This window comes from Stenotrophomonas sp. YIM B06876 (assembly GCF_030711595.1).
Classification (GTDB): Bacteria; Pseudomonadota; Gammaproteobacteria; order Xanthomonadales; family Xanthomonadaceae; genus Stenotrophomonas.
Genome location: NZ_JAUJUJ010000003.1, coordinates 70,869 through 95,789, shown reverse-complemented (window position 1 = coordinate 95,789; position 24,921 = coordinate 70,869). Strand labels below are relative to the sequence as shown.

The window sequence follows — 24,921 nt, the reverse complement described above, 5'->3', positions numbered from 1 at the left end:
TCCGTGTGCCGACGGGGTCGGCGTGACCAACAACCAACCGTTCACGGAATCAGGAAACCATGGCAAAGACCGCTACCAAGGCTGCCCCGAAGAAGGCAGTGAAGAAAGTTGCTACGAAGGTCGCTGCAAAGCCGGCCGCGCCCAAGCCGATCAAGGAAACCCTGACCAAGTCCGGTCTGGTTGCCCACATCGCGGAAGCCTCGGCCGTCGCCGCCAAGGACGTACGCGCCGTGCTCGCCTCGCTGGAAAGTGCCGTCGCCGCTTCGGTGCACAAGAAGGGCGCTGGCAGCTTCACCCTGCCGGGCCTGCTGAAGATCACCACCGTGAGCGTGCCGGCCAAGCCCAAGCGCAAGGGCATCAACCCGTTCACCAAGGAAGAACAGTGGTTCGCCGCCAAGCCGGCCAGCACCAAGCTGAAGGTTCGTCCGCTCAAGAAGCTCAAGGATGCCGCGCTCTGATAAGCGCGCGTCATGCGGTATCCGGAACGGGACGGCATTGCCGTCCCGTTCTTTTTCCGGGGCCGCGACGAACCTGTCGGTGACAGTGGCGGCGCGGCGGACACCGCTGCAACGCTGCATCCCGGAACCCGGACCGCGGCGGGAACACCACTGACGCGATGAACCCGGGCGCGTGCAATGGCCCCGGCGCCGGCTGGAACACAGCGTCATGACCCGGGTTCTCGTTCGCGCCATGGCGGCGGCCTATGGTGGAGCCCTCCCCCAGCGCACAGTTCCGTCATGCCCCCGCATCGTTACCGCATCACCGTTACCCCGATCGAAAGCAACGGCCAGCAATGCACCGGCCGCTGCACCATCGAGTTCGAGCAGCGCAGTGAGCACGACTGGATGCGCCAGCTGGAATCGGCCCAGAGCCGGCGGACGCTGTCGTGCAATGCCGATGCCACCGTGGTGGTCGCCACCGGCTTGCTGCGCGCGCTGGCCGATCAATGCAAACAGGCGCCGGCCCACCCGCTGTCCACGTTGCAACCGCACCTGGACGCATTGCTGGACAAACTGGAGCAGCTGCAGCACCGCAGCTGACCTCGACTCGAACCCCGCTGCTCCTCCCCGGGCAAGCGGCCACCGCCGCACAGAGCGGCAGAAACACCACCGCCGCCCGCGATCAGCGCTGCCCTATGCCGGCGCGCACAGTGCAGCACGCACACGGCGTCACCGCCTCCCGCGCCGCCGCGCCGTTGCTGCCCGCTGCGGATATCCGGCACGCACCCGGGCCGCGCGCTGACGGCCAGGCAAGCGCCACCTCGCCGCGCAGGGCCCACGCCTGACAGCGGCCGCCACCCGCTAACTGCCAGTTCACCGCCGTTGGGTATCGTGCGTGTTCCCTCCTATTCCCTTGCGAGCCTGTGCGATGAATTTCCGCTCCCTGCTGCTGCCCGCCATCGCCTGCCTCGTGATCGCCGGCAGCGCCCATGCCGCGCCGCAGATCAATGGCCGCCAGCTCACGATCGGCGCCGCGGACGTACAGCAGTATCTGGACGGCAGTTTTCCGCGTACCCAGAAAGCACTGGGCGGGTTGCTGGCACTCAATGTCAGCCAGCCACGACTGACGCTGCCGGCCGGCAGCCGGCTGGACCTGAACTTCGATCTGGCCATGTCCGCCGCCGGCAGCGCCAGCATGCCGGTCGGCAACATCCATATCAGCAGTGGCCTGCGCTACGACGCACAGACCCGGGGCTTCCACCTGGAGCAGCCCACCATCGACGACTTCCGTCCGGCCATGGCCGGTGCCGAACTGGACGCCAGCACCCGCAGCCTGCTCAACAGCTGGCTGGTCGACTATGCACGGCGCGAGCCGATCTACCGGATCGACCCGGCGATCGCCAATGTGATGGGCGCGCTGCAGGTGAAATCGGTCGGCATCCAGGATGGCCGTATCGCCGTGGACTTCAACCAGAACCTCGGCAGCTTCCTGCCCGCCGGGCTGCCCGGCAACTGACCGCCTCCCGTCCACGCACAAGAAAGGCCGCGAAAGCGGCCTTTTTCCCGTCCCCGGCGGCTGCGCTCAGCGCTTGGGCTGCAGCATGGTGCCGGTGCAGTCCTTGGCGCCACAGCGGCACTCCCAGATCTTCTTCAGCCGCGGCGTATGCCGTTCGGCCAGGGTGATGCCGTAGTTGTAGGTCAGCTCCTCGCCCGGCTGGATGTCGCGGATCGCGCTGATGAACACCTTGTCCGCGGCGGGATCATCGCCGGTGGTTTCCTGGACCATCGCCTCGCAGTTCGGATCGCAACTGTGGTTGATCCAGCGCGCGTCATTGCCGCCGTGGTTGGCGTCGATGACGTAAACCTCGTTGAGGGTGAACAGGAAGGTGTGGCCGCTTTCGACATCGCCGCTGTCGTCGGCATCCACTTCCTCGTGGGTACGCCGCTTGCCCTTGTACTCGACAACCCGCTCGCCCTGTTTGATCGCCACCAACGCGAACACACCGTTGCCATGAATCGAGGACTTACGCGCTTGGATCTTCTTGGGCATGTGCGTGGCCGTGACGAAAAGTAAACCGTGATTCTCGCTCATGCCCGCACGAACACCAACGCATGCCCGCACCGGTCTTGCCGGGCGGGCGTCCGCTGCTGGCCATCGTTGCCGTTGTCCCCGGTACTGCCTCCACTGCGACCCGGCCATGAACTCCCTGCGTCCCGCCCCCGCCCTGCTGGCGTTTTTCCTGCTCGCGCTGACCGCCTGTGACGACCCGATGGCGCCCCCATCGAGCGGCATCGATCCCCCCAGCGCCACCACCGCGCTGCTGCGGCGCGGCGAATATCTGCTGCGCACGTCCGGCTGCAACGATTGCCATACCGCCGGCTATGCCGAGCAGCAGGGCAAGGTGCCGATGGAGCAATGGCTGACCGGCTCGCCGCTGGGCTATTACGGCCCCTGGGGCACCACCTATGCCAGCAATCTGCGCTTGCGGCTGCACGAGATGGATGAAGCGCAGTGGCTGCAGTACAGCGCCACCCTGCACACCCGGCCGATGATGCCCGACTTCGCACTGCGGGCGATGAGCGAGGAGGACCGTCGCGCCATCCACCGCTTTGTCCGTTCGCTGGGGCCGGCCGGCGCGCCGGCACCGGCCGCGCTGCCACCCGGACCGCCGCCGCCTGCCCCCTATCTGGCGCTGGTGCTGCCCGAACAGCCTGCCGCAGCGGGACCTGCCGCTGGCGGAAATATCACGCCTTGAGGAAGCTGAACCGCGCAATTTGGAGCGGCGCCGCCGAAAGCGTACAATTTCGGTCCGCTTTGAAGGATCTGCCGCGCCATGCTCCGCGTGACCAAGCTCACCGACTACGCCACTGTGGTGCTGACCGCGCTTGCCGCGCGGCCGGAGGTGGTGCTGAGTGCGACCGAGCTGGCTGAATACGCCGGACTGGAAGCGACCACCGTCAGCAAACTGCTCAAGCCGCTGGCCCAGGCCAAACTGGTCGAGGGCCTGCGCGGCGTCCGTGGCGGCTACCGGCTGACGCGCTGCGCCGGCGACATCACCCTGATCGAGATCGTGGAGGCCATGGAAGGACCCCTGGCGATCACCGAATGCAGCCACGAACAGAGCCAGTGCGGCATCGCCGACCAATGCGGTGTGCGTTCGAACTGGCGGCTGATCAATGACGTCGTCGCCGACGCGCTGCGCGGCGTGACCCTTGCGCAGATGCTGCATCCCCTTCCCCTTCCCATTGCCGACCGCCGACGTTCCATCGACGTCAGTGTCGTCTCCTGACCCTCTAGGCAGCCCCATGGCCACCGAAACCCTCGCAACCGTCGCCCCCGCCGATGCGCCCAATCGTGAAATCCACGAGCAACTGGGCCGCAAGTACGAAGCGGGCTTCATTACCGACATCGAAACCGATTCCCTGCCGCCGGGCCTGGACGAAGACACCATCCGCGCCGTGTCGGCCAAGAAGGAAGAACCGGAGTGGATGACGCAGTGGCGGCTGGAGGCCTACCGCCATTTCCTGACCATGCCGGTGCCGCACTGGGCCAAGCTCGACATCGATCCGATCGACCTGCAGTCGTTGAGCTACTACTCCGCGCCGAAGGGCCCGAAGTACAAGTCGCTGGACGAAGTGCCCAAGGAGCTGCTGGACACCTACGACAAGCTCGGCGTGCCGCTGCACGAGCGCGCCCGACTGGCCGGCGTGGCGGTGGACGCGGTGTTCGACTCGGTCTCCGTCGGCACCACGTTCCGCAAGGAACTGGCGGAAAAGGGCGTGATCTTCTGCTCGATGTCCGAGGCGATCAAGGAACACCCGGAGCTGGTCAAACAGTATCTGGGCACGGTGGTGCCGGTGGGTGACAACTACTTCGCCGCGCTGAATTCGGCGGTGTTCTCCGATGGCAGCTTCGTGTACATCCCCAAGGGCGTGCGCTGCCCGATGGAGCTGAGCACCTATTTCCGCATCAACGCCGGCCACACCGGCCAGTTCGAGCGCACGCTGATCATCTGCGAGGACAAGGGCCACGTGTCCTATCTGGAAGGCTGCACCGCGCCGATGCGCGATGAGAACCAGCTGCACGCCGCGGTAGTCGAGCTGGTGGCGCTGGAAGATGCCGAGATCAAGTACTCCACGGTGCAGAACTGGTACCCGGGCGACGAGAACGGCGTCGGCGGCATCTACAACTTCGTCACCAAGCGGGCCGAGTGCCGCGGTGCGCGCAGCAAGGTCACCTGGACCCAGGTCGAGACCGGCTCGGCGATCACCTGGAAGTACCCCTCCTGCGTGCTGCTGGGCGACGACTCGGTCGGCGAGTTCCATTCGGTGGCGCTGACCCACCACCGCCAGCAGGCCGACACCGGCACCAAGATGATCCATATCGGCAAGCGCACCAAGAGCAAGATCATCAGCAAGGGCATCAGCGCCGGCCATGGCCAGAACACCTACCGCGGGCTGGTCAAGGTCGCGGCCGGGGCGGACGGCGCGCGCAACTACACCCAGTGCGACTCGCTGCTGATCGGCAAGAAGTGCGGCGCCCACACCTTCCCGTATATCGAAGTGAAGAACCCCAGCGCGACGGTCGAACACGAGGCCACCACCTCGAAGATCTCCGACGACCAGATGTTCTATTGCCGCGCCCGCGGCATCGACCAGGAAAACGCGGTGTCGATGATCGTCGACGGTTTCTGCAAGCAGGTATTCCGCGAGCTGCCGATGGAGTTCGCGGTGGAAGCCAAGAAGCTGCTGGAAGTCTCGCTGGAAGGCTCGGTCGGATGAAGCGGCTGCCGACGTCCACCCTGTTGCTGGCCCCGGCGTTGGCGCAAAGCCATTGCAATCCGGCCGGCAACCCGCTGCAGCTCAACGCCGGCGCCAGGGCCACGCTGAGCGCAACCGGCACGGCTTTTTTTGCGTAAAAAATTTCCCGAGCGCGGCGGATACGACCTCTGAGTCGCGCCAGCCTCTGTCCCCTCTCTGACAAGACGACCACTTCAATGCTGAAAATAGACAACCTGCACGCCAGCATCGCCGGCAAGGAAATCCTCAAGGGGCTTTCGCTGGAGGTGAAGCCGGGCGAAGTGCATGCCCTCATGGGCCCCAACGGGGCCGGCAAGTCCACCCTGGGCAATGTCATCGCCGGCCGCGAAGGCTACGAAATAACCGCCGGCAGCGTGCGCTTCGAAGAGGCCGACCTGCTGCAACTGGAGCCCGAAGCCCGCGCCGCCGCCGGGGTGTTCCTGGCGTTCCAGTACCCGGTGGAAATTCCCGGCGTCAACAACACCTATTTCCTGCGCGCCGCGCTCAACGCCCAGCGCAAGGCGCGCGGCGAGGCAGAACTGGATTCGATGCAGTTCCTCAAGCTGGTACGGCAGAAGCTGGCCGTGCTGCACCTGAAAGACGAACTGCTGCACCGCGGCGTCAACGAGGGTTTCTCCGGCGGCGAGAAGAAGCGCAACGAGATCTTCCAGCTGGCGGTGCTCGAACCGAAGCTGGCGATCCTGGACGAAACCGATTCGGGCCTGGATATCGACGCGCTCAAGAGCGTGGCCGATGGCGTCAACACGCTGCGCTCGCCGGAGCGTTCGTTCCTGGTGATCACCCATTACCAGCGCCTGCTCGATTACATCAAGCCCGATTTCGTGCATGTGCTGGCCGAAGGCCGCATCGTCAAATCCGGCGGCCCGGAGCTGGCGCTGCAGCTGGAAGCGCACGGCTACGACTTCCTCAAGAACCGTATCGTGCCGGAGGCCGCTGTCTGATGAGCGCCCTGCTCGATTCTTTGGCCAGCGGCTTCTGCGGCAGCCACGAGCGCCGTGCGGTGCTCGATGCCGTGCTGCACGACGGCCTGCCCGGCCCGCGCAACGAAGCGTGGAAATACACCTCGCTGCGCCAGCTGGAGCGCCGCACTTTCAGCCCCGCCCCGCTGCAGCCGGCCGAAGTGGATCCGGCACTGCTGGAAGGCATTGCCACGCCACGCCTGGTATTCGTCAACGGCCGTCCGCTGGCCGCGCTCAGCGACCTGTCGGGGCTGGATGCCGGCGTGCAGCTGCAGTCGCTGTCGATGGCACTGGCCGCCGACGATGACACCGCGCGCTTCCTTTCCCGCCGCTTCGAGCGCAGCGACGAGGTTTTCGCCCGCCTCAACGCCGCGCTGGCCGATGAAGGGGTGATCGTGCGCGTGGCGGAGAACGTACACGCCGCGACCCCGCTGCAGCTGGTCTTCATCAGCGTGGCCACCGCGCCGGAGCTGTCCTGGCACCATCGCCATTTCATCGAACTGCGCCAGGGCGCGTCATTGGGACTGGTCGAACACCACCTGCATCAGGGTGATGCCGCGCACCTGGACAACACCCTCGTGCACGTGCACCTGGCCCAGGGCGCGACGCTGTCGCATGCACGGGTGCAGAACGACAGCCCGCGGGTGACGTCCATGCTGCGCACCGATGCGGTGCTGGCAGGTGATGCGCACTACCGCCGCGTCGACCTGGAACTGGGCGCGGCGCTGTCCCGCCACGAACTCAACGTGCGCCTGGAAGGCGACAACGCCAGGGTCACCGCCAACGGCGTGCTGCTGGGCAACGGCCGCCGCCATATCGATACCCGCCTGGGCATCGAGCACATCGCCCGCGATACCAGCTCGGAAATGGTCTGGCGCGGCGTGGCCGCCAATCGCAGCCGGGTGGTGTTCCATGGCGGGATCCATATCCGCCCCGGCGCCGATGGCGCCGATGCCAACCTGTCCAACAAGAACCTGCTGCTGTCGGCCGATGCCGAGATCGATACCCAGCCGACGCTGGTGATCGACGCCGAAGAGGTCAAGGCCGCCCACGGCGCCACGGTCGGCCAGCTCGACGACAACGCGCTGTTCTACCTGCGCTCGCGCGGGTTGCCGCAGCTGCAGGCACAGCAGCTGCTCAGCGCCGCGTTCTGCCACGAGCCGCTGAAGGTGCTCGACGCCAGCCTCACCTCCCGGCTGGCAACGACGCTGGATGCGGCACTGGTGCAGGCCGGCGTGGCATGAACCTGTCCACGCCCCGGCCGGCCCACGGCAGCGCCCAGGCACCCGACTGGGAGCGGATCCGCGCGGACTTCCCGCTGCTGATGCGCGAGGTCAACGGCAAGCCCCTGGTGTATTTCGACAGCGCCAACACCGGGCAGAAACCGCTGGCCGTGATTGCCGCGGTGGACGAGTTCTACCGCCGCTACAACGCCAATGTCAGCCGCGCGGTGCACGCGCTGGGTTCTGAAGCCACCGATGCCTACGAAGGCGCGCGTGCCAAGCTGGCGCGCTTCCTCAACGTGCGTGCCAACGAACTGGTGCTGTGCAGCGGCACCACCTTCGCCATCAACCTGGTGGCCTATTCGTGGGCGCTGCCACAGTTGAAGGCCGGCGATGTGATCCTGGTCTCGCGCATGGAGCACCACGCCAACATCGTGCCGTGGCAGCTGGTGGCGCAACGTACCGGCGCGACCTTGCGCGTGGCCGAAATCACCGCCGACGGCGCGCTGGACATGGACGCGCTGTATGCGGCGATGACGCCGGACGTGAAACTGCTGGCGGTCACCCACGTCTCCAACGTGCTGGGCACGATCAACCCGGTGCGCGAGATCTGCCGCGAAGCGCGCAAGCGCGGCATCATCACCGTGGTCGACGGCTCGCAGGCGGCGCCGCACCTGAAGATCGACATTCCCGCCATCGGCTGCGACTTCTACGCCATCACCGGCCACAAGATGTGCGGGCCCACCGGCACCGGCGTGCTGTGGGGCCGGCGCGAGCATCTGCAGGCGATGCCGCCGTTCCTGGGGGGCGGGGAGATGATCAGGGAAGTCAGCTTCGAGGGCACCGTGTTCAACGACGCGCCGCACCGTTTTGAAGCCGGCACCCCGAATATTTCCGGTTTCATCGGCTTGGGCGTGGCGGTGGATTACCTCGAATCGGTCGGGCTGGAACATATCCACCGGCATGAAGGCGAGCTGTTGGCGCACTTCACCGAAGAGCTGCAGCGCTTCGACGGCGTGCGCATCTTCGGCACCGCGTCCCACAAGGCCGCGGTGGTGTCCTTCCAGCTGGAAGGGGCGCACGCGCACGACCTGGCCACGCTGCTTGATCTGGAAGGAGTCGCCGTGCGCTCGGGCCAGCACTGCGCGCACCCGCTGCTGCAGCACTATGGCGTGGCCGCGATCTGCCGTGCCTCGCTGGCGTTCTACAACACCCACGAGGAAATCGAGCAGTTCATGGCGGCCTTGAAGAAGGTGCGCACGCTGCTGGGATAAGGCTGCCGCCCGCGCTGGGTGGCGAAGCGCTGCGGGTGACCGCGGCGTTTTTTTGTTGTGGACGCGACACCCTCGCGCCACTTCCGGCGCCCGCCCCTGTCCGCGCGGTCCTGTGCCACCTAGAATGAAACCATGAGCATTTTGACCTTCCGCACTGCCACGCCGGATGACATTCCGGCCCTGATCGAACTGGTCACCTCCGCCTACCGCGGCGAGGCCTCGCGCGCCGGCTGGACTACCGAAGCCGACCTGCTTGACGGCCAGCGCGTTGATGCCGCAGGCATCCGGGCCGATCTGGAACGACCGCGCAGCGTGATCCTGCTGGCCGAACACCACGGTCAACTGCGGGCTTGCTGCCATCTCGCCGACGAGCACGGCAGTGGCTACTTCGGCATGTTCGCCGTCACGCCGGCGGCCCAAGGCAGCGGTCTGGGCAAGTCGATGATGGCGGCCGCCGAACGCTACGTGCGTGAACACTGGCAGCTGCCGGTGATGCGGATGACGGTGATCGACGTCCGTGACGAGCTGATCGCCTTCTACGAACGCCGCGGCTATCACCGCACCGGCATCAAGAAACCGTTTCCCTATGGCGACGAGCGTTTCGGCATTCCCCGGCGCGACGACCTGCGTTTCGAGATCCTGGAAAAGCCACTGGTGACCGCGGCATGAGCGAGACCTGGACGTTTGTCTGCGCCAGCGGCGAGCTGCTGCCGGGCGAAATGAAGACCACCTTTGACGAGGTCACCGGCACCCCGATCGTGGTGTTCAACCTTGACGGCGATCTGTATGCGCTGGAAGACCAGTGCACGCATGAGGAATTCGAGCTGTCCTCCGGCGCCCTGGATGCGGTCGAAGGCAGCATTGAATGCGTGCTGCACGGCGCCCGGTTCGATATCCGCGACGGCCGCGCCCTGTGTGCGCCGGCCTATACCGCGGTGCCCAAGTTCCCGGTCAAGCGCGACCACGGCGGGGTCTGGACCCGCGACGACCGCGACTGAGGCGCCCGCAAGCCGCGCTTCGGCAAGTCCTGTCGCGAAAGAGGATTGATAACGCAAACAATTCTCATTAGGATGTAGCCCTGTCGCGCACCGCGACGCCGCTGTCACCCCGCCTCCTTTGTCCGCCCTGGCTTCCATGGTTGTCACCCAAACCCACCCGCTGCTGCGGCGCGGTCTGCCGTGCCTGCTGGGGGTATTGGTGTTGCTGGCGGCATGGTTGATGGCCGCCGCGGTTTCCACCCCCTCGCTGACCGCCGCACCTTCGGCCAGCGTGTTGAGCGGGGCGCCCACCGGCGGTTGCCCGGACAGGCATCCGACGCCGGGCAGCATCGCCGAAACCGGCGCCGAAGCACCGCGCCCGGCCAGTAACCGTGCGTGCCCGCGCCACAGCGGCAACGGATCGGTCACGACGGCCAGCCAGGTATTCCGCAGTGCTGCTGCCGACACCCGCCTGCAGCGTGTGCAGGACCGCTCCCGCGGCTATCCGCTGGAGCCGCATCTGCGACTGAATCACGGCCACGCCCCTCCCCGGGCCTGATCGAGCGTCGCCGCAAGCCTGCCTGCGCAGGCCTTTGCGTAGGCCGTTATGCCTTGCGTCTGCCCGCCTGTCCTTCGCCATCCACGCCGAGGACGCTCTCCTTCTGTTGTCTGATCCAAGAGCCCTCCTATGCTGCCTGCCCGTACTCCGCTTGCGTCCGCCCTGCTGTTTGCCATGGTCTCGCCCATCGCCGCCCACGCCACTCCCGACGACGCCGGTGATGGCGGCCAACGCAAGGCCACGCAGCTCGATGGCGTCGATGTGCACGCCTCGCAAGTGGAATCGGTGTCCAACAAGTTCACCGCACCACTGCTGGATACCCCCAAGTCGGTCAGCGTGATCCCGCAGTCGGTGATCGAACAGACCGCCGCCGTGACCCTGCTCGATGCGCTGCGCACGGTGCCGGGCATCACCTTCGGTGCGGGCGAAGGCGGCAATCCCACCGGAGACCGCCCCTTCATCCGCGGCTTCGATTCGCAGTCGGACATCTACGTCGATGGCATCCGCGATGCCGGCAGCCAGACCCGCGAAGTGTTCGCCATCGAGCAGATCGAAGTGATCAAGGGTCCGAGTTCGGCCTATTCCGGTCGTGGTTCGGCCGGAGGCCACATCAGCCTGGTCAGCAAGACGGCCAAGCTCGACGATTTCGTGGCCGGCTCGATCGGCCTGGGCACCGACAACTACCGCCGCGCCACGGTCGATGCCAATGCCGTAATCGGCGACGGCATCGCCGCGCGCCTCAACCTGATGAAGCATGACGCCGATATCGCCGGCCGTGACGAGGTCAACAACAGCCGCTGGGGCATCGCGCCGTCCATCGCCTGGGGCCTGAACGGCCCGACCCAGGCCAGCATCAGCCACTACCACATGGAAACCGACGACCTGCCGGACGCCGGCGGCTTCGCCTACAACAACCCGTTCAGCAGCGGCGCCAATCTCGGCAAGAATGGTGATGGCAGCCCGATCGTGCCCAATCGCAACGCGTTCTACGGCCTGGTCGATCGTGACTTCCAGCAAACCCGGGCCGACATCACCACGTTGAACCTGTCGCATGATTTCGGCGGCGCCACACTGCGCAACATCGCCCGCTACGGCCGGACCCGTAACGACTATCTGTGGACCCAGCCGGACGACAGCAAGGGCAACCCCAACCTGTACGGCACTGTGTGGCGCCGCACCAACGCCCGCGCCACCACCACCGACAGTCTGGTCAACCAGACCAGCCTGAGCGGCACCCTGGCCACCGGCACGCTGCAGCACAGCTACAACGCCGGCATCGAATACAGCGATGAAGACACCCAGCGCGGCAGCTATGCCATCGGCACCGTCAACGGCCTCAATGGCACGTTCAACCCGGTCACCGGCAGCCAGAGCTGCCCCACCACCGGTGCGGCCACCGGCTACAACTGCACCGACTTGGCCAACCCCACCCCACACGATCCGTGGGCGGCCGGCCACCATGTGACGCGTACCGATCCGGCGCTGGATATCCGCCAGAAGACCCGCACCCGCTCGGCCTACCTCTTTGACACCGTCGAATTCAATCCGCAGTGGATGTTGAATCTGGGCGCGCGCTTCGACGATTACGCCACCCGCCAGTCCAACCCGGTAACCGCGGTGACCCTGCGCAACGACAGCACGTTCTGGAATGGCCAGGCCGGGCTGGTGTTCAAGCCGCTGCGCAACGGCAGCATCTACCTGTCGTGGGGCACCTCGTCCACGCCGGTGGGCATGGACGGTGGCGATGGCGCCGACGGCATCAGCGCCGCGGTGCAGGACCTCACGCCGCAGCGCAGCCGCAATCTCGAACTGGGCACCAAATGGGACCTGGCCGATGGACGCCTGTCGCTGACCGGTGCGGTCTTCGCAACCGAGATGAGCAACGCCCGCGTCACCAGCGATGCCGGCACCACCCAGAACGCCGGGCGCAAGAAGGTCACCGGCGCGGAAATCGGCTTCAGCGGCACGATCGCCGCCGGCTGGCAGGTGTTCGGTGGCTACACCTACCTGGATGCGGTGGTCGAGGACAACGGCTTTGCCCTGGTTGACGGCGTTTACGCGCCCTCGCCGTTCAACGGCAATGCGTTCCCCAATACCGCCAGGCACAGCGCCAGCCTGTGGAGCACCTGGACACCGGCCTTCGCGCCGGGCCTGAGCCTGGGCGCCGGCGCCAACTACGTCGACAAGGTCTACGGCAACGTCGCCAACACCAAGTGGATTCCGGCTTACACCCGCTTCGACGCGATGGTCGCCTATGAGTTCAGCAAGCAGTACGGTCTGCAGCTCAACGTGCAGAACCTGACCGACAAGACCTACTTCACCAAGGCGTACGCTTCGCACTACGCGGCCATCGCCCCGGGGCGTTCGGCCACGCTGGCGTTCAACTTCAAGTTCTGACCGCAACGTCTCCCGCGCGACCCGCGGGGGACTCCTCGGAGTGTTCCATGCTGCTGCATATTCCCGACGTCCTTACCGCCGAGCAGGTCACCGCGGCCCGCCAGCAGTTGGCCAACGCCGGCTGGACCGACGGCCGCCTGACCGCCGGCTACCAGTCGGCGCAGGCCAAGCACAACCTGCAGCTGCCCGAGTCCGACCCGGCGGCGCGTGCGATCGGGGCGCGGATTCTCGAGGCACTGGGCCGCAACAGCACGTTTTTTTCCGCGGCGCTGCCACGGCATATTTTTCCGCCGCTGTTCAACTGCTACCAGCAGGGCCAGGCCTTCGGCTTCCACGTCGACAACGCGGTGCGCTATGACTACACCGCGCCGGGGCAACCGCAGCCGGTGCGTACCGACCTGTCGGCCACGCTGTTCCTCAGCGATCCGGACGAATACGACGGCGGCGAGCTGGTGATCGAAGACACCTACGGCAACCAGCGGGTCAAGCTGCCGGCCGGACACATGGTGCTGTATCCGGGCACCAGCCTGCACCAGGTGACCCCGGTGACCCGCGGCGCGCGACTGGCGTCGTTCTTCTGGATCCAGAGCATGCTGCGCGATGACGGCCAGCGCCGTTTGCTGTGGGACCTGGACGTCTCGATCCGGCGCCTGACCCACGATGTACCCGACCACCCGGCTCTGGTGCAGCTGACCGGCGTCTATCACAACCTGTTGCGGCAATGGGCCGATGTCTGAGCCGCAGCCGGCTGCCCCCGATATCGCCGCCATCGCCGCACAGTTGCGGCATGACCCGCCGGCGGCACTGGCGCAACTGCATGCACTGGCCCAGACCGGCGACGTGCAGGCGCAGCTGCTGCTCGGCCAGGCGTGCATGGAAGGCCGTGGCAACGCGCTGGATCCGGCCCAGGGCGTGCAGTGGTTCGAGCGCGCCGCCAACGGCGGCCTGCCGCAGGCGATGAACATGCTCGGGCGTTGCCATGAACTCGGCACCGGCACCGCGGTGAATTTCGAACTGGCGGCGGTGTGGTATCGCAAAGCCGCCGATACCGGGCTGGACTGGGGCATGTACAACCTGGCCAACCTGCTGGCGACCGGCCGCGGCGTGGCCCGCGACGAGGCCGCCGCCTACCGCCTGTACCGGCGCGCCGCCGGATGCGGCCATGCCAAGTCGATGAACCTGGTGGGGCGGTGTCTGGAAGACGGCATCGGCGTGGCCGCGGATCCGGCCGCCGCGCCGGACTGGTACCGGCGCTCGGCCGAAGCCGGCGATTTCCGTGGCCAGGCCAGCCATGCCTCGCTGCTGCTGGCCGCCGGTCAGATCGAGGCCGCAGCGGCATGGTTGCAGCAGGCGCTGGCGCACGGCAGTCCCGCGTTCCTCGCCCATATCCGCCCGCTGCTGGCGAGCTCGCCACATCCGCGGATCCGTGCGCTGGTGGTGCCCGGATAGTGCGTGTCGGCCTGCAATTTCTGCCACCCATTCGCACTTGCAATTGATAACCAGTCGCAACTACAATCCCCGCACCGCGGCGGGCTGTGTCACCAGAACGCCCGCCATGACAGGGATTCTGCTTGTACTTTCCACGCCACCTTTGCCGTCTTGCCGCCGCCACGCGCGGGCGGCCGCTGCTGTTGTCGCTGTTGTTGTCGCTGTTGTTGGCCGGCGCGGCATTGCTGTCCCTGCTTTCAGCCAGCACGGCCTGGAATGCCCGGGCGGGCGCACCGGAAGTCCCCGCCGCCGGGTCCTCGTTCCAGTTGCCGCATTCCCCTGGCGATGACACCACTCGCGAAGAAAACAGTTCGACCACGCTGCGCCGGATCGCGCTGCGGCGGGGCGCGCCGGCATCCGGCGAGCATTCCGCCACTGCGCTCGCCCTGGCCTGGATCACCGCGCAACTGCAAACCCTTCCCGCCACTGCGACACGCGTAGCCGCCGCAACTTCCGGCCCGTGCCCGCTCTTGCCCGGACGCCGGGTCCAGCGCGGCCAGGCGCCGCCTCAGGCCTGAGCCGTCCCGCGTCCCCGTTCGGGGCCGCCCCGCTTACTTTCCGCCGCCTTCCCGGGATCGCTCCCGCCCGTCTGCGCACGTCGCCATGCCGGCCCCGGTTTGCCGTGTCCGCGCGCCCATTTTCCGAGGTTCCCTCATGGCCCAGCGCCATTGCCTTCCCCCGCCTTTTTCCCGCAACGCCCTCGGCATCGCCCTGCTGGCGATGCTGTCCACGCCGGCGTTGGCCGACAGCGGTACCTCCGCCACGCCCACCGAACTGGACAAGGTCGTGGTCACCGCCGCCGGCTTCGAGCAGAAGATCGCCGAAGCGCCGGCCAGCGTCAGCCTGATTTCGCGCGAGCAGCTTTCACAGCGCCCGTACACCAGCCTGGTCGACGCGCTGCGTGACGTGGAAGGCATCGACGTGGGCATGGAAACCACCGACAAGAACGGCCGCGCCACCATTTCCATGCGCGGCATGCCGTCGGAATACACGCTGGTGCTGATCGACGGTCGCCGCCAGAGCAACGTCGGCAGCCTGTATCCGAACAACTTCGGTGGCGGCCAGTTCGCCTACCTGCCGCCGCTGGATGCGATCGAGCGCATCGAAGTGGTGCGCGGCCCGATGTCGACCCTGTACGGCTCCGATGCGATGGGCGGGGTGATCAACCTCATCACCCGCCGCAACCAGGGCCAGTGGCAGGGCTCGATCACCCAGGGCTTCACCGTCCAGCAGGAAAAAGAGTTCGGCGACGCGCGCACCACCGATCTGTATCTGACCGGGCCGCTGATCAAGGACACCCTGGGCGTGGCCATCCGCGGCAGCTACTACGATGCCGACGAATCCATGCCCGAGTGGGACGCGCTGCCGCTGCCGGACGGCTCGATGTGGGAGCGCAGCCTGGGCTTTGGCGGCGGTGGCAAGGCGGTGGCCAACACCAACTGGAACACCGGCATCCGCCTGAACCTGAGCGCGTTCGAGAACAACGAGTTCTGGCTGGACTACGACGTCTCGCGGCAGAAATACGACAACCGCAACGGCCAGACCGGCACCTTGGACAGTCTTGAAAGCCTGTGGCGCAGCGGCAATGCGACCATCCCCAATCCCGCCGGCAGCGGCACCATCACCCGCCGCGTGGTGCAGCCGCGCGTGGGCTATACCGGCTGGCAGCGCTACGAGCGTGACCAGCTGGCGCTGACCCACCAGGGCCGCTACGCCTTCGGCACCTGGCAGACCAGCCTGACCCGCCACACCACCAGCAACCTGGGCCGTTCGCTGCCGCTGACGCTGGACGAGCGCGCGCAACTGCAGGGGCTGTGGAACGACGTGTGCGCACGTCGCGGCCAGACCGCCCACTGCAACATGACCTCCGGCAACCTGAGCGTGCTCAATGCCGACGAGCTGGCCCGCCTCGGCAGCTTCCTGCCGCGGCCGCTGCGCACGATGGAGCTGGACGGCTACGTGCTCGACAGCAAGCTGGACATGTCGCTGGGCCAGCACCAGCTCACCATCGGCGGCCAGTACAACGACACCGACATGACCGATGGCGTGTTCGGCATGGATGGCGGCGGCTACAAGGACAACGTCAAGCAGAAGCACCGGATGTGGTCGGTGTTCGCCGAGGACAACTGGGCGCTGACCGACGCCCTGACCGCCACGCTGGGCATGCGCTACGACGATCACAACATCTTCGGCAGCCACGTCAGTCCGCGCGCCTATCTGGTGTGGGAAGCCAACGATGCCTGGACGCTCAAGGGCGGCATCAGCACCGGCTACAAGACGCCGCGGCCTGACCAGCTGTTCCCGGGCGTGGTCGGCTTCGGCGGCCAGGGCGTGATTCCGCAGGTCGGCTCGCCGCACCTCAAGCCGGAAACCAGCACCAATTACGAAGTGGCCGCCTACTACGAAGGCCAGCGCTGGAACTTCAACGTCACCGCGTTCTTCAACAAGTTCGACGACAAGATCGCCAGCGGCGGCACCTTCGCCAACTGCGAGGTGGCGCCGGCCGATGGCAGCTACTGCGTGGACGTCGGCCCGGGCTGGGCGGCGCTGGGCTACAGCGCTTTCACCCAGAGCGTGAATATCGACAAGGCCGAGACCCGCGGCGTCGAGCTGGCCGGCCAGGTCGACCTGCTGGACACCCTGCAGCTGCGCGGCAACTACACCTTCACCAGGAGCGAGCAGACCAGCGGCCGCGCCAAGGGCCAGCCGATCTCGGGCAACCCGGCCAAGCACATGGCCAACGCCAACCTCACCTGGCAGGCCAGCGAGCGCGTCAGCCTGAGCCTGATCGGCGAAGGCCGCTACGACCGCTACCGCGACACGCTGGTCTCCAGCGTCGGCGGCGTCAGCAGCTCGACCGTGCGCTATTACGAGGACTACACCACGTTCCATCTCGGTGCCAGCTGGAAGGCGAACGACTGGCTGACCGTCAACGGCCGCATCAACAACCTGTTCGACAAGGACTTCGTCTCCCAGTCCTGCCTGCTGGCCTCCGATACCGAATACAGCTGCGTGGACGACTACGCGGTGAAGGAGCAGCGCCGCAGCTTCTGGGTGTCGTTCAACGCCCGCTTCTGAGGCTGCTGATGTAACCGCGCAAAAGCCCGCCCCGGAGGCGGGCTTTTGCTTTTCGCGCCACCGCTTCCGGCACCATCGGCACAGCTGCCGATCTGCGCCAGCCACCGCTTCCGGCATTTTTTCTGGCTGTCATGGAAGCTGCTGGAGCTGCCGCTGCAGCGTTGGGCAGGTGCGCGCCGGCGCCCATTGCGGCTGCCGCAAGCGGCTGCGGAATGATCGTGCCGCTGCGCCGACAGGGAAATATACAAATTGCGAATCATTCTCATTCATGGTGTAATTCGGGCCTCCTGATCACCGCCTGCCACGCCACTTGTCTTCCGAACGCGCTTCCGCCAACGCCGTGCAGCAACAGGCCAACCGTGGCTTCTGGTTGCGCACCTTGCACCAGTGGCACTGGATCAGTTCGGCGGTGTGCCTGATCGGCATGCTGCTGTTCTCCATCACCGGAATCACCTTGAACCACGCCTCGAAGATCGAGGCCACGCCGCAGGTGCAGAACCAGCAGATCGAATTGTCCGCGCCGCTGCTCAAGACCTTGGGCAGCCGCGAAGAAGGCAACGCCCCGCTGCCGGGGAAAGTGGCCGACTGGCTGTCGCGCGAGCTGGATGTCTCCATCGGCAAGCGCAAGGCCGAGTGGTCGCCGGAAGAGATCTACTTGTCCATGCCCGGCCCCGGCAGCGATGCGTGGCTGAGCATCGACCGCGAAACCGGTGCGGTGGAATTCGAGAAAACCCGTCGCGGCTGGATCTCGTATTTCAACGATCTGCACAAGGGCCGCAACGCAGGTCCGGGCTGGGGCTGGTTCCTGGACCTGTTCGCGGTGGCCTGCCTGGTGTTCTGCATCACCGGTCTGTTCCTGCTGCATCTGCATGCGCGGCAACGGCGCATGACCTGGCCGCTGGTTGGCCTGGGATTGCTGATTCCGCTGCTGATCGCCCTGCTGCTGATCCATTGATCCCACTTCTCTTGAACGCTTCCCTCCCCGGAGTCGCACCATGCGCGTCACCCTGACCATCGCCCTGAGTGGCCTGATCGCCACCGCTCCGGCCGCCTACGCCGCCAGCCTCGACGTCAACGTCGAAGTGCCCAAGCTCAACGTGGCCGAATACCACCGCCCGTATGTGGCGGTGTGGATCGAAGGCGCAGACCAGAAGGTCGCTGCCAACCTGTCGGTCTGGTACCAGCTCAAGGACACCGCCGAGGGCCATGGCACCAAGTGGCTGCCGGACCTGCGCCAGTGGTGGCGCAAGAGCGGCCGCACCCTGCAGGTGCCGGTGGATGGCGTGACCGGCCCGACCCGCCCGGTCGGCAAACACCAGCTCAGCTTCAGCGACCGCCAGCCGCAGCTGCGCGACCTGCCCGCCGGCCAGTACACGCTGGTGGTGGAAGCCGCGCGCGAAGTCGGTGGCCGCGAGCTGGTCAAGATTCCTTTCAGCTGGCCGGCCCGCAGTGCGCAGAACGGCCGTGCCCAGGGCACCACCGAACTGGGCGCCGTCACCCTTGCCGTCAAACCCTGATTCGCCCTACTACCGGAGCCATCCCATGAAGCGTTCCCTCCTGCTTGCCGCCGCCATCACCGCGGTGCTGCCGTTCTCCGCCGCCGCCCACAAGGCCTGGCTGCAGCCGTCGCAGACCGTGATCGCCGGTACCAACCCGTGGATCACCGTGGACGCGGCCGTGTCCAACGACCTGTTCTATTTCAACCACGTGCCGCTGCGCATCGACAACCTGCTGATCACCGCGCCCGACGGCAGCACCGTGCAGCCGCAGAACGTGGCCACCGGCAAATACCGCAGCGTGTTCGACGTCGAGCTGACCCAGCCGGGCACCTACCGCCTGGCCAACGTCAACGCCGGGCTGATGGCCAACTGGCAGGAAGGCGGCAAGCCCAAGCGCTGGCGCGGTACCGCCGAGAAGTTCGCCGCCGAAGTGCCGAAGAACGCCAAGGAGCTGAAGGTCTCCGAGACCGCCGGCCGGGTCGAGACCTTCGTCACCAACGGCGCCCCGAACGACACCGCGCTCAAGCCGACCGGCAAGGGTATGGAGATGGTCGCCCTCGGCCACCCGAACGACCTGTTCAGTGGTGAAGAAGCCAAGTTCCGCCTGCTGGTGGACGGCAAGCCGGCCGCCGGCCTGGAAGTGGAGATCACCCGCGGCGGCACCCGTTACCGCAACGCGCAGGAAGAGATCAAGGTCACCACCGACGCCAGCGGCGAGTTCGCCGTCACCTGGCCGGCAGCCGGCATGTACTGGCTGGAAACCGGCAGCGAGGACAACAAGACCTCGATCCCGCAGGCCAACGTGCGCCGCCTGAGCTATGTGGCCACGCTGGAAGTGCTGCCGCAGTAAGGACTCCAGGCCCGGTCGCCACGGCGCGCCGGGCCGCTCTCTCCATGTCTAGCCAATCCGACATCGCCGCCCTCGGCGGCCACACCATGGGTACCCGCTGGAGCGTGAAGCTGGTCGCCCCGCGCAGCCGCGACCTGCATCCGCTGCATGCCGGCATCCAGGCCGAACTGGATCGGGTGGTGGCGCAGATGAGCACCTGGGAAACGGATTCAGACATCAGCCGCTACAACCGCGCCGCCGCCGGCAGCTGGCACCGGCTCCCCGACGATTTCTGGCACGTGCTCAGCACCGCGTATGAAATAGCGCAGCGCAGCGATGGTGCGTTCGATCCGAGCATCGGCCCGCTGGTCGCGCTGTGGGGCTTCGGTGCCCAGGCCGGCGCGCAGCGTGTTCCCGATGCCGCGCAACGGGCCGAGATCGCCAGCCGCTGCGGCTGGCAAAAACTGCAACTGGATGCACAGGCGCAAGCCGCGCTGCAGCCCGGCGCGCTGCAACTGGACCTGTCGGCCATCGCCAAGGGCTATGGCGTGGATCTGGTCAGCCGCTGGCTGCGCCGCAACGGCGTGGAAGCGGCGCTGGTCGAAGTCGGCGGCGAGCTGCGCGGCTACGGTCGCAAGCCGGACGGCCAGCCGTGGCGGGTGCTGGTCGAATCGGCTCCAGAAGAGGACGCCGGCGCCGACTATCCGCCGCGGGTGCTGGCGCTGGACGATCTGGCCATCGCCACCTCCGGCGACCGTTGGCATCACTTCGAGCGCGATGGCGTGTCCTACAGCCACACGCTGGATCCTCGCACGCAGGCGCCGGTAACCCGCGCCGCAGCCGCGGTGACGGTGATCGACCGCGAAGCGATGCGCGCCGATGCCTGGGCCACCGCACTGACGGTGATGGGCGCGGCACAGGGGCTGGAGTTCGCCAGCCACCATGGGCTGGCCGCCCGCTTCGTCGCACGTGGCCAGAACGGACTGGAAGAAACCATGACGCCGGCGTTCCAGCAGCACCTGGACGCAGACACGCAATGAGTGCCCCACGCGTGAACCGCTCGCTGATTGGCAACCTCGCCGTTGGTCTGGTGCTGGTGCTGATCGCCGTGCTGCTGCTGCGCCTGCATCTGGGCGAAAGCTGGTGGCTGGCTGCGCCCCTGCCCGCGCAGTGGTTCACTGCGCTGACTGCCGCCGCCATCTATGCCATCGCCTGCGCTGCACTGTGGTGGCAGGTGCGCCCGCGCAAGGACGTTGCCAGCGTTGACGGCGAGCCGCCGCTGCTGGTGGTCTGGGCCAGCCAGACCGGCTTTGCCCGGCAGTTGGCCGAGCGCACCGCCGACAGCCTGCAGGCCGCCGGCCATCACACCCGGTTGCGCGCGCTCGACCAGGTCGATGCGGCCCTGCTCGCCCGCACCCGCACCGCGCTGATCATCGCCAGCACCACCGGCGAAGGCGATCCTCCGGACCACGCACTGGCCTTTCTCAGCCGGGTGATGCAGGACTCCTCGCCGCTGCCGCAGCTGCAGTACGCGATGCTGGCGCTGGGCGACCGCACGTACGACCACTACTGCGCCTTCGGCCACCAGCTGGACGACTGGCTGCGCCGGCAAGGCGCGCATGCGTTGTTCGACACCATCGAGGTGGACAACGCCGACCCGGCGGCGCTGCGCCACTGGCAGCAGTTGCTGGGCCAACTTGGGGGCGATACTGGCGATCTGCCGGACTGGACCGCGCCGGACTACCAGTCGTGGCAGCTCGTCGGCCGCCAGCACCTCAACCCCGGCAGTGCCGGCGGCGCGGTGTACCAGCTGCGGTTGCGGCCCACCGCCGCCGGACTGCCGCAATGGCAGGCCGGGGATATCGCCGAAGTCGGCCCGCAACACAGCGATGCCCGCGTGGCGCAATGGTTGCAGCTCCATGGGCTGGACGGCCAGGCCGCAGTCGAAGGCGGCACGCTGCAATCGCGGCTGGCACGCTCGCACCTGCCCGGGGCAGATGCGATCACAAGCCGCGACCCGCAGCTGCTCGCCGCTTCGTTGCAACCGTTGCCGCACCGCGAATATTCGATTGGCTCGACCCCGGCCGAAGGCCACCTGCAATTGCTGCTGCGCTGCCAGTTCCATGCCGATGGCAGCCCCGGGCTGGGCAGTGGCTGGCTGTGCGAGCAGGCCCGGATCGGCGACAGCATTGCGCTGCGGCTGCGCAGCAACCCCAACTTCCATCCCCCGGCGGTCGACCAGCCGCTGATCCTGATCGGCAACGGCACCGGCATCGCCGGCCTTCGGGCCCATTTGCAGGCCCGCATCGAGGCCGGTGCGCGCCGCAACTGGCTGCTGTTTGGCGAGCGCAATGCCGCCTGCGACTTCCATTTCGGCGCCGAGCTGCAGCAGTGGCGGCAACAGGGCTGGATTGAGCAGCTGGATACCGTTTTCAGCCGCGACAACGGCCGCCACCGTTACGTGCAGGACGCCCTGGCTGACGCGCGCGACCGTCTACGCCAATGGATTGCACAGGGCGCCACGGTGCTGGTGTGCGGCAGCCTGCAGGGCATGGCCCCGGCGGTGGACGCGGTGATCGCCGATGCCCTCGGCAGCGCCGCGCATGACGCCCTGCGCATCGCCGGGCGCTACCGCCGCGACGTGTATTGACAGCGAGGAACGAGGGGACAGAAACGAGCGTAGCCCGGGTAAGGCCAAAGGCCGCACCCGGGTTCGGCAGGTCGGTGGGGGGCGGATTCCCCGGGTGCGCTTTGCTTACCCGGGCTACGCCGGGGTCACCCGGATCGCCAGCAGCTCGCCGCCACCACTCAAGGCAAACCGCGTGCGCGCACCGGCGGCGAGCCAAGCAGTATCGCCGGCGGCCAGCGGTGGCAGCGTCCTGTCTTCGAACTCGGCCTGCCCGGCCAGCAGATGGATCGCCCAGCCGACCTGCGGCTCGGTGAAAAACAGCATGCTGCCGACCAGTGGCCGGTGCAGCAGCTGCGCCTGCAACACATCGCGCCGCCACATCAGGTTGAAGTCATGGGTGAGGCCATCGACCAGCTCCCCGCTGACCGCCTCTTCGCCGGCAAAGCGCAGCCGCTCGTGTGGCGGCATCAGCGTGCGGCAGCGCCCGTCGGCAAAGCGCAGGCGCAGCCCTTCGCCACGCAACAGCACCAGCTCGCGCTCGATCCCGGGAAACATCGAGAACGCCGCATCCTGCTCGATCTCGGCGATCGACAACCGCAACGCCCAGTCATCGCAGTCGGGCAGACGCAGGATCTCGCGGGTCCAGCCCAGCCCGTTGCGCCAGCGCTCGCGGCGGTATTCGTAGGACGGAATCACGCAGGTGGGTGCCGCGAGGGCGTCGATGGCATTCATCGATGCATTCTGCCCCAGTCCATCGCGGGGCGTCGCGCCGCACACGCACAGAAAAGCGGGCCAGCGGCCCGCCTTTCAACCACCCCGGGCCATCGCGGTCAGCGCGGCATGGCCAGGCTTTCTGCCGTCAGCGGCCTGCCGGGCCCGCGCGGCACGGTGTCGATGGTGGCATCGGCGGGCAACGCGGCGCCGTTGTCCAGATGCGCCTGCACCCGGTCCAGTGCGGCGTACATGTACGGCAGCAGCGGCACATAGCGCGCGGCGTAATCGGGCAGGCCGAGGAACCCGTCGAAATGCTGGGCATGGCGCACCTTCCAGTAATGCACGTCGCGTCCGCCCGCCTGCGCCGCCGCCACATACGGTGCACTGCTGAACGCCGGCGGGATCAGGCCGTCGTCGGTGCCGTGCACCACCATCACCGGCAATCCACTGCGCGGCAGAGCGGCGCGGGTCGCCTCGATGCCGGCCTGCACGCGCCGCGCAGCTTCGCCGTTGCCTTCCCACAATCCGCGCAGGCACTGCAGGCCGGCATAGGTCAGGTCCGGCAACTGCACTTTGCTGTCGATCAGCCCGACCCCGGCCCCCGGCGGAATGCCGCTGCCATCGCTGTACCATGCGGCGCGCTCGATCGCCGTGGCCGCGCGCGGGCTGAAATCGGCGTTCTGGGCGGAGAACGAAAAACCGCAGGGGTGCGCGTCCACGCCGTAGCGGCCATAGGCCGAGGCGTAGGTGACCGCGACCGCGCGCCACAAATCGAAGCCGGTGGACAACGCACCGGCGCGCAATGCGGCATCGGTCCAGCCCTTGCTGAGCATCAGCTCATAGGCCGAACGCGCCTGGGCGGCGGGCGTGGCACCGGCAATGACGCCTTCGGCCGCCAACGTGGCGCAGCGCACGACGGCGCCGGCCTGCAATGCGGCCGTCAGTGGCGGCTGCGGCAGGTTGCCCATGTGCAGCTGCGCGCAGGGCATCAGCAACGCCGCCTCGGTGCTGTAGTCGTACAGCGCGCGCGCGCCTGCCCCGCCGGAAAGCACGCTGGGTTCGCCGGCGACCACCGCATCGAGCCAGTCGCCGTCCATTTCCGCCGCCCGCAACACCGCGCCGCCGCCATTGGAAATGCCCACCGCGATGATGCGGGTATTGGCAAACGTGAACGGTGCCGCCTGCGGCAGCGCCTGATCCAGCGCATGCAGCGCGAACTGCGCCGCCTGCTTCACATGGCGGCCCCAATCGGCCTCGGGATTGTCTTTCGAGTGCGCGTGCTTGAACGCCACGCCGCGGGCGTTGACCGGCGCGTCGGCGATGAAGGCCAGGTCGTTGTGCTGACCCACCGCACCGATGCGGCCATCGGCGCGCACGCCCTGCTGTGCATCCAGGTCGTAATAGTCGCTGCCCGCGCCCTTGTCGGTGTAGACCACCGCACAGCCCTTGGGCAGGCCCCACGCCGCGGCAACCGATACCGCGCCATAGATGCCGCGCGACCCCGACGCCGGCGCCACCAGCACACAGCGCTTGCCGGCATCGAAACTGTCGGGGATCTGCGCCAGCACGCGATGCGGCTGGCGGGCACCGGGCAACGTCGCATAGGCCGAATATTCGCGGCCGGGCACCGCCCCCAGGAAGCCGAACAGGTCGCCATAGCCACCGCCCGGCGCCAGGTCGGCAATGCCGCGCCAGCTGTTCCACAACGCGCGTTTGCGCAGCTCTTCGGCGGTGGGCGCCAGCGGCTCGGCGAATGCCGGCGGCACCAGGCTGCGCAGGCCCGCCAAGCCGAGACCGGCACTGAGCAGATCATCATTGCCGCGGTGATCGCTGTGCTGCTCATGACTGAACATGGAAGACTCCGGAGACCCGGCCGGCGGCCGGGTGGCGCAGGACGCCAGGGTGAGTCCGACGAAGAGGCCGCAGGCGGCGCGCAGAAGGGATTGGCTCATGGGCAAACACTAGCAGAGCACCCGCGGCGGCCCATCGTACTTTCGTACCACACGTTTTTAGCGGCGCCCCTGTTACGTTTTC

General features: G+C 67.3%; 26 protein-coding genes. 23 read left to right on the top strand and 3 right to left on the bottom strand.

Translation table 11 applies throughout. The annotated features are described in order from the left end of the window. Positions 1 to 59: 59 nt before the first annotated feature. From QZH66_RS02715 to QZH66_RS02705, 3 genes are all read left to right on the top strand, one after another. A complete protein-coding gene (locus QZH66_RS02715) occupies positions 60 to 458 on the top strand; it encodes an HU family DNA-binding protein (protein ID WP_305804412.1) in 399 nt (132 codons plus the stop codon). A 279-nt stretch (positions 459 to 737) separates the two neighbouring features. Then, entirely contained in the window at positions 738 to 1,040 is a 303-nt protein-coding gene (locus QZH66_RS02710) for a DUF3861 family protein (RefSeq protein ID WP_305804411.1), read from the top strand. 328 nt (positions 1,041 to 1,368) lie between these two features. Beyond that, the gene (locus QZH66_RS02705) at positions 1,369 to 1,956 is read left to right on the top strand and encodes a DUF1439 domain-containing protein (RefSeq protein WP_305804410.1); all 588 of its coding nucleotides are present in this window, start codon (positions 1,369 to 1,371) and stop codon (positions 1,954 to 1,956) included. Positions 1,957 to 2,022: 66 nt separating this feature from the next. Here QZH66_RS02705 and QZH66_RS02700 read toward each other — a convergent pair whose 3' ends face one another. After that, a complete protein-coding gene (locus QZH66_RS02700) occupies positions 2,023 to 2,490 on the bottom strand; it encodes an SET domain-containing protein-lysine N-methyltransferase (protein ID WP_305804500.1) in 468 nt (155 codons plus the stop codon). Positions 2,491 to 2,638: 148 nt separating this feature from the next. Between QZH66_RS02700 and QZH66_RS02695 the strand changes: the two genes are divergently transcribed. From QZH66_RS02695 to QZH66_RS02600, 20 genes are all read left to right on the top strand, one after another. Continuing rightward, a complete protein-coding gene (locus tag QZH66_RS02695) occupies positions 2,639 to 3,196 on the top strand; it encodes a hypothetical protein (RefSeq protein WP_305804409.1) in 558 nt (185 codons plus the stop codon). 78 nt (positions 3,197 to 3,274) lie between these two features. Further along, complete coding sequence (locus tag QZH66_RS02690; RefSeq protein WP_305804408.1) at positions 3,275 to 3,730, top strand: SUF system Fe-S cluster assembly regulator; 456 nt, start codon at positions 3,275 to 3,277, stop codon at positions 3,728 to 3,730. A gap of 16 nt (positions 3,731 to 3,746) precedes the next feature. Continuing rightward, complete coding sequence (sufB, locus tag QZH66_RS02685; protein ID WP_305804407.1) at positions 3,747 to 5,222, top strand: Fe-S cluster assembly protein SufB; 1,476 nt, start codon at positions 3,747 to 3,749, stop codon at positions 5,220 to 5,222. Then, positions 5,219 to 5,359 (top strand): hypothetical protein, encoded by a 141-nt coding sequence (locus tag QZH66_RS02680; protein ID WP_305804406.1) that lies wholly within the window; start codon positions 5,219 to 5,221, stop codon positions 5,357 to 5,359. Before sufB ends, QZH66_RS02680 begins: the two co-directional genes overlap by 4 nt. Before the next feature lie 78 nt (positions 5,360 to 5,437). Further along, positions 5,438 to 6,202, top strand: a complete 765-nt coding sequence (sufC, locus tag QZH66_RS02675; RefSeq protein ID WP_305804405.1) for a Fe-S cluster assembly ATPase SufC — start codon at positions 5,438 to 5,440, stop codon at positions 6,200 to 6,202. Next, on the top strand, positions 6,202 to 7,464 hold the full coding sequence (sufD, locus tag QZH66_RS02670) for a Fe-S cluster assembly protein SufD (RefSeq protein ID WP_305804404.1): 1,263 nt from the start codon (positions 6,202 to 6,204) through the stop codon (positions 7,462 to 7,464). Before sufC ends, sufD begins: the two co-directional genes overlap by 1 nt. Continuing rightward, complete coding sequence (locus QZH66_RS02665; RefSeq protein WP_305804403.1) at positions 7,461 to 8,717, top strand: cysteine desulfurase; 1,257 nt, start codon at positions 7,461 to 7,463, stop codon at positions 8,715 to 8,717. The genes sufD and QZH66_RS02665 overlap by 4 nt, the downstream gene beginning before the upstream one ends. 132 nt (positions 8,718 to 8,849) lie before the next feature. After that, positions 8,850 to 9,386: a GNAT family N-acetyltransferase gene (locus tag QZH66_RS02660; protein WP_305804402.1), complete on the top strand. Its 537-nt coding sequence runs from the start codon at positions 8,850 to 8,852 to the stop codon at positions 9,384 to 9,386. Beyond that, positions 9,383 to 9,715: a non-heme iron oxygenase ferredoxin subunit gene (locus QZH66_RS02655; protein ID WP_305804401.1), complete on the top strand. Its 333-nt coding sequence runs from the start codon at positions 9,383 to 9,385 to the stop codon at positions 9,713 to 9,715. Before QZH66_RS02660 ends, QZH66_RS02655 begins: the two co-directional genes overlap by 4 nt. A 136-nt stretch (positions 9,716 to 9,851) precedes the next feature. After that, positions 9,852 to 10,253: a hypothetical protein gene (locus QZH66_RS02650; RefSeq protein WP_305804400.1), complete on the top strand. Its 402-nt coding sequence runs from the start codon at positions 9,852 to 9,854 to the stop codon at positions 10,251 to 10,253. A gap of 129 nt (positions 10,254 to 10,382) precedes the next feature. Continuing rightward, positions 10,383 to 12,650: a TonB-dependent siderophore receptor gene (locus tag QZH66_RS02645; RefSeq protein WP_305804399.1), complete on the top strand. Its 2,268-nt coding sequence runs from the start codon at positions 10,383 to 10,385 to the stop codon at positions 12,648 to 12,650. A 47-nt stretch (positions 12,651 to 12,697) separates the two neighbouring features. Continuing rightward, positions 12,698 to 13,387 (top strand): Fe2+-dependent dioxygenase, encoded by a 690-nt coding sequence (locus QZH66_RS02640; RefSeq protein WP_305804398.1) that lies wholly within the window; start codon positions 12,698 to 12,700, stop codon positions 13,385 to 13,387. Further along, on the top strand, positions 13,380 to 14,099 hold the full coding sequence (locus QZH66_RS02635; protein WP_305804397.1) for a tetratricopeptide repeat protein: 720 nt from the start codon (positions 13,380 to 13,382) through the stop codon (positions 14,097 to 14,099). The genes QZH66_RS02640 and QZH66_RS02635 overlap by 8 nt, the downstream gene beginning before the upstream one ends. A gap of 122 nt (positions 14,100 to 14,221) precedes the next feature. Beyond that, positions 14,222 to 14,656 (top strand): hypothetical protein, encoded by a 435-nt coding sequence (locus QZH66_RS02630; protein WP_305804396.1) that lies wholly within the window; start codon positions 14,222 to 14,224, stop codon positions 14,654 to 14,656. Positions 14,657 to 14,792: 136 nt separating this feature from the next. After that, positions 14,793 to 17,216, top strand: a complete 2,424-nt coding sequence (locus tag QZH66_RS02625) for a TonB-dependent receptor (protein ID WP_305804395.1) — start codon at positions 14,793 to 14,795, stop codon at positions 17,214 to 17,216. 340 nt (positions 17,217 to 17,556) lie between these two features. Beyond that, positions 17,557 to 18,171, top strand: coding sequence for a PepSY-associated TM helix domain-containing protein (locus QZH66_RS02620; RefSeq protein ID WP_305804499.1), 615 nt, complete (start codon positions 17,557 to 17,559; stop codon positions 18,169 to 18,171). A gap of 40 nt (positions 18,172 to 18,211) precedes the next feature. Further along, positions 18,212 to 18,733, top strand: a complete 522-nt coding sequence (locus QZH66_RS02615) for a DUF2271 domain-containing protein (protein ID WP_305804394.1) — start codon at positions 18,212 to 18,214, stop codon at positions 18,731 to 18,733. Between the two features lie 25 nt (positions 18,734 to 18,758). After that, entirely contained in the window at positions 18,759 to 19,565 is an 807-nt protein-coding gene (locus tag QZH66_RS02610; protein WP_305804393.1) for a DUF4198 domain-containing protein, read from the top strand. A 44-nt stretch (positions 19,566 to 19,609) separates the two neighbouring features. Next, the gene (locus QZH66_RS02605; protein ID WP_305804392.1) at positions 19,610 to 20,584 is read left to right on the top strand and encodes an FAD:protein FMN transferase; all 975 of its coding nucleotides are present in this window, start codon (positions 19,610 to 19,612) and stop codon (positions 20,582 to 20,584) included. Beyond that, the gene (locus tag QZH66_RS02600; protein WP_305804391.1) at positions 20,581 to 22,194 is read left to right on the top strand and encodes a sulfite reductase subunit alpha; all 1,614 of its coding nucleotides are present in this window, start codon (positions 20,581 to 20,583) and stop codon (positions 22,192 to 22,194) included. Before QZH66_RS02605 ends, QZH66_RS02600 begins: the two co-directional genes overlap by 4 nt. A gap of 114 nt (positions 22,195 to 22,308) precedes the next feature. Here the strand turns inward: QZH66_RS02600 and QZH66_RS02595 are convergent, their stop codons facing one another. Together QZH66_RS02595 and QZH66_RS02590 are read right to left on the bottom strand one after the other, a co-directional pair. Further along, positions 22,309 to 22,905 (bottom strand): HutD family protein, encoded by a 597-nt coding sequence (locus tag QZH66_RS02595; protein ID WP_305804390.1) that lies wholly within the window; start codon positions 22,903 to 22,905, stop codon positions 22,309 to 22,311. Positions 22,906 to 23,003: 98 nt separating this feature from the next. Beyond that, complete coding sequence (locus tag QZH66_RS02590; RefSeq protein WP_305804389.1) at positions 23,004 to 24,839, bottom strand: 3-hydroxybutyrate oligomer hydrolase family protein; 1,836 nt, start codon at positions 24,837 to 24,839, stop codon at positions 23,004 to 23,006. Positions 24,840 to 24,921: the final 82 nt, after the last annotated feature.

Coding starts and splice junctions, on each gene's coding strand:
- sufC (WP_305804405.1), top strand. CDS start 5,438: ATGCTGAAAATAGACAACCTGCACGCCAGCATCGCCGGCAAGGAAATC.
- QZH66_RS02645 (WP_305804399.1), top strand. CDS start 10,383: ATGCTGCCTGCCCGTACTCCGCTTGCGTCCGCCCTGCTGTTTGCCATG.
- QZH66_RS02690 (WP_305804408.1), top strand. CDS start 3,275: ATGCTCCGCGTGACCAAGCTCACCGACTACGCCACTGTGGTGCTGACC.
- QZH66_RS02605 (WP_305804392.1), top strand. CDS start 19,610: ATGTCTAGCCAATCCGACATCGCCGCCCTCGGCGGCCACACCATGGGT.
- QZH66_RS02610 (WP_305804393.1), top strand. CDS start 18,759: ATGAAGCGTTCCCTCCTGCTTGCCGCCGCCATCACCGCGGTGCTGCCG.
- sufD (WP_305804404.1), top strand. CDS start 6,202: ATGAGCGCCCTGCTCGATTCTTTGGCCAGCGGCTTCTGCGGCAGCCAC.
- QZH66_RS02615 (WP_305804394.1), top strand. CDS start 18,212: ATGCGCGTCACCCTGACCATCGCCCTGAGTGGCCTGATCGCCACCGCT.
- QZH66_RS02715 (WP_305804412.1), top strand. CDS start 60: ATGGCAAAGACCGCTACCAAGGCTGCCCCGAAGAAGGCAGTGAAGAAA.
- QZH66_RS02625 (WP_305804395.1), top strand. CDS start 14,793: ATGGCCCAGCGCCATTGCCTTCCCCCGCCTTTTTCCCGCAACGCCCTC.
- QZH66_RS02695 (WP_305804409.1), top strand. CDS start 2,639: ATGAACTCCCTGCGTCCCGCCCCCGCCCTGCTGGCGTTTTTCCTGCTC.
- QZH66_RS02655 (WP_305804401.1), top strand. CDS start 9,383: ATGAGCGAGACCTGGACGTTTGTCTGCGCCAGCGGCGAGCTGCTGCCG.
- sufB (WP_305804407.1), top strand. CDS start 3,747: ATGGCCACCGAAACCCTCGCAACCGTCGCCCCCGCCGATGCGCCCAAT.
- QZH66_RS02665 (WP_305804403.1), top strand. CDS start 7,461: ATGAACCTGTCCACGCCCCGGCCGGCCCACGGCAGCGCCCAGGCACCC.
- QZH66_RS02595 (WP_305804390.1), bottom strand. CDS start 22,905: ATGAATGCCATCGACGCCCTCGCGGCACCCACCTGCGTGATTCCGTCC.
- QZH66_RS02705 (WP_305804410.1), top strand. CDS start 1,369: ATGAATTTCCGCTCCCTGCTGCTGCCCGCCATCGCCTGCCTCGTGATC.
- QZH66_RS02650 (WP_305804400.1), top strand. CDS start 9,852: ATGGTTGTCACCCAAACCCACCCGCTGCTGCGGCGCGGTCTGCCGTGC.
- QZH66_RS02680 (WP_305804406.1), top strand. CDS start 5,219: ATGAAGCGGCTGCCGACGTCCACCCTGTTGCTGGCCCCGGCGTTGGCG.
- QZH66_RS02590 (WP_305804389.1), bottom strand. CDS start 24,839: ATGAGCCAATCCCTTCTGCGCGCCGCCTGCGGCCTCTTCGTCGGACTC.
- QZH66_RS02660 (WP_305804402.1), top strand. CDS start 8,850: ATGAGCATTTTGACCTTCCGCACTGCCACGCCGGATGACATTCCGGCC.
- QZH66_RS02600 (WP_305804391.1), top strand. CDS start 20,581: ATGAGTGCCCCACGCGTGAACCGCTCGCTGATTGGCAACCTCGCCGTT.
- QZH66_RS02640 (WP_305804398.1), top strand. CDS start 12,698: ATGCTGCTGCATATTCCCGACGTCCTTACCGCCGAGCAGGTCACCGCG.
- QZH66_RS02710 (WP_305804411.1), top strand. CDS start 738: ATGCCCCCGCATCGTTACCGCATCACCGTTACCCCGATCGAAAGCAAC.
- QZH66_RS02700 (WP_305804500.1), bottom strand. CDS start 2,490: ATGCCCAAGAAGATCCAAGCGCGTAAGTCCTCGATTCATGGCAACGGT.
- QZH66_RS02635 (WP_305804397.1), top strand. CDS start 13,380: ATGTCTGAGCCGCAGCCGGCTGCCCCCGATATCGCCGCCATCGCCGCA.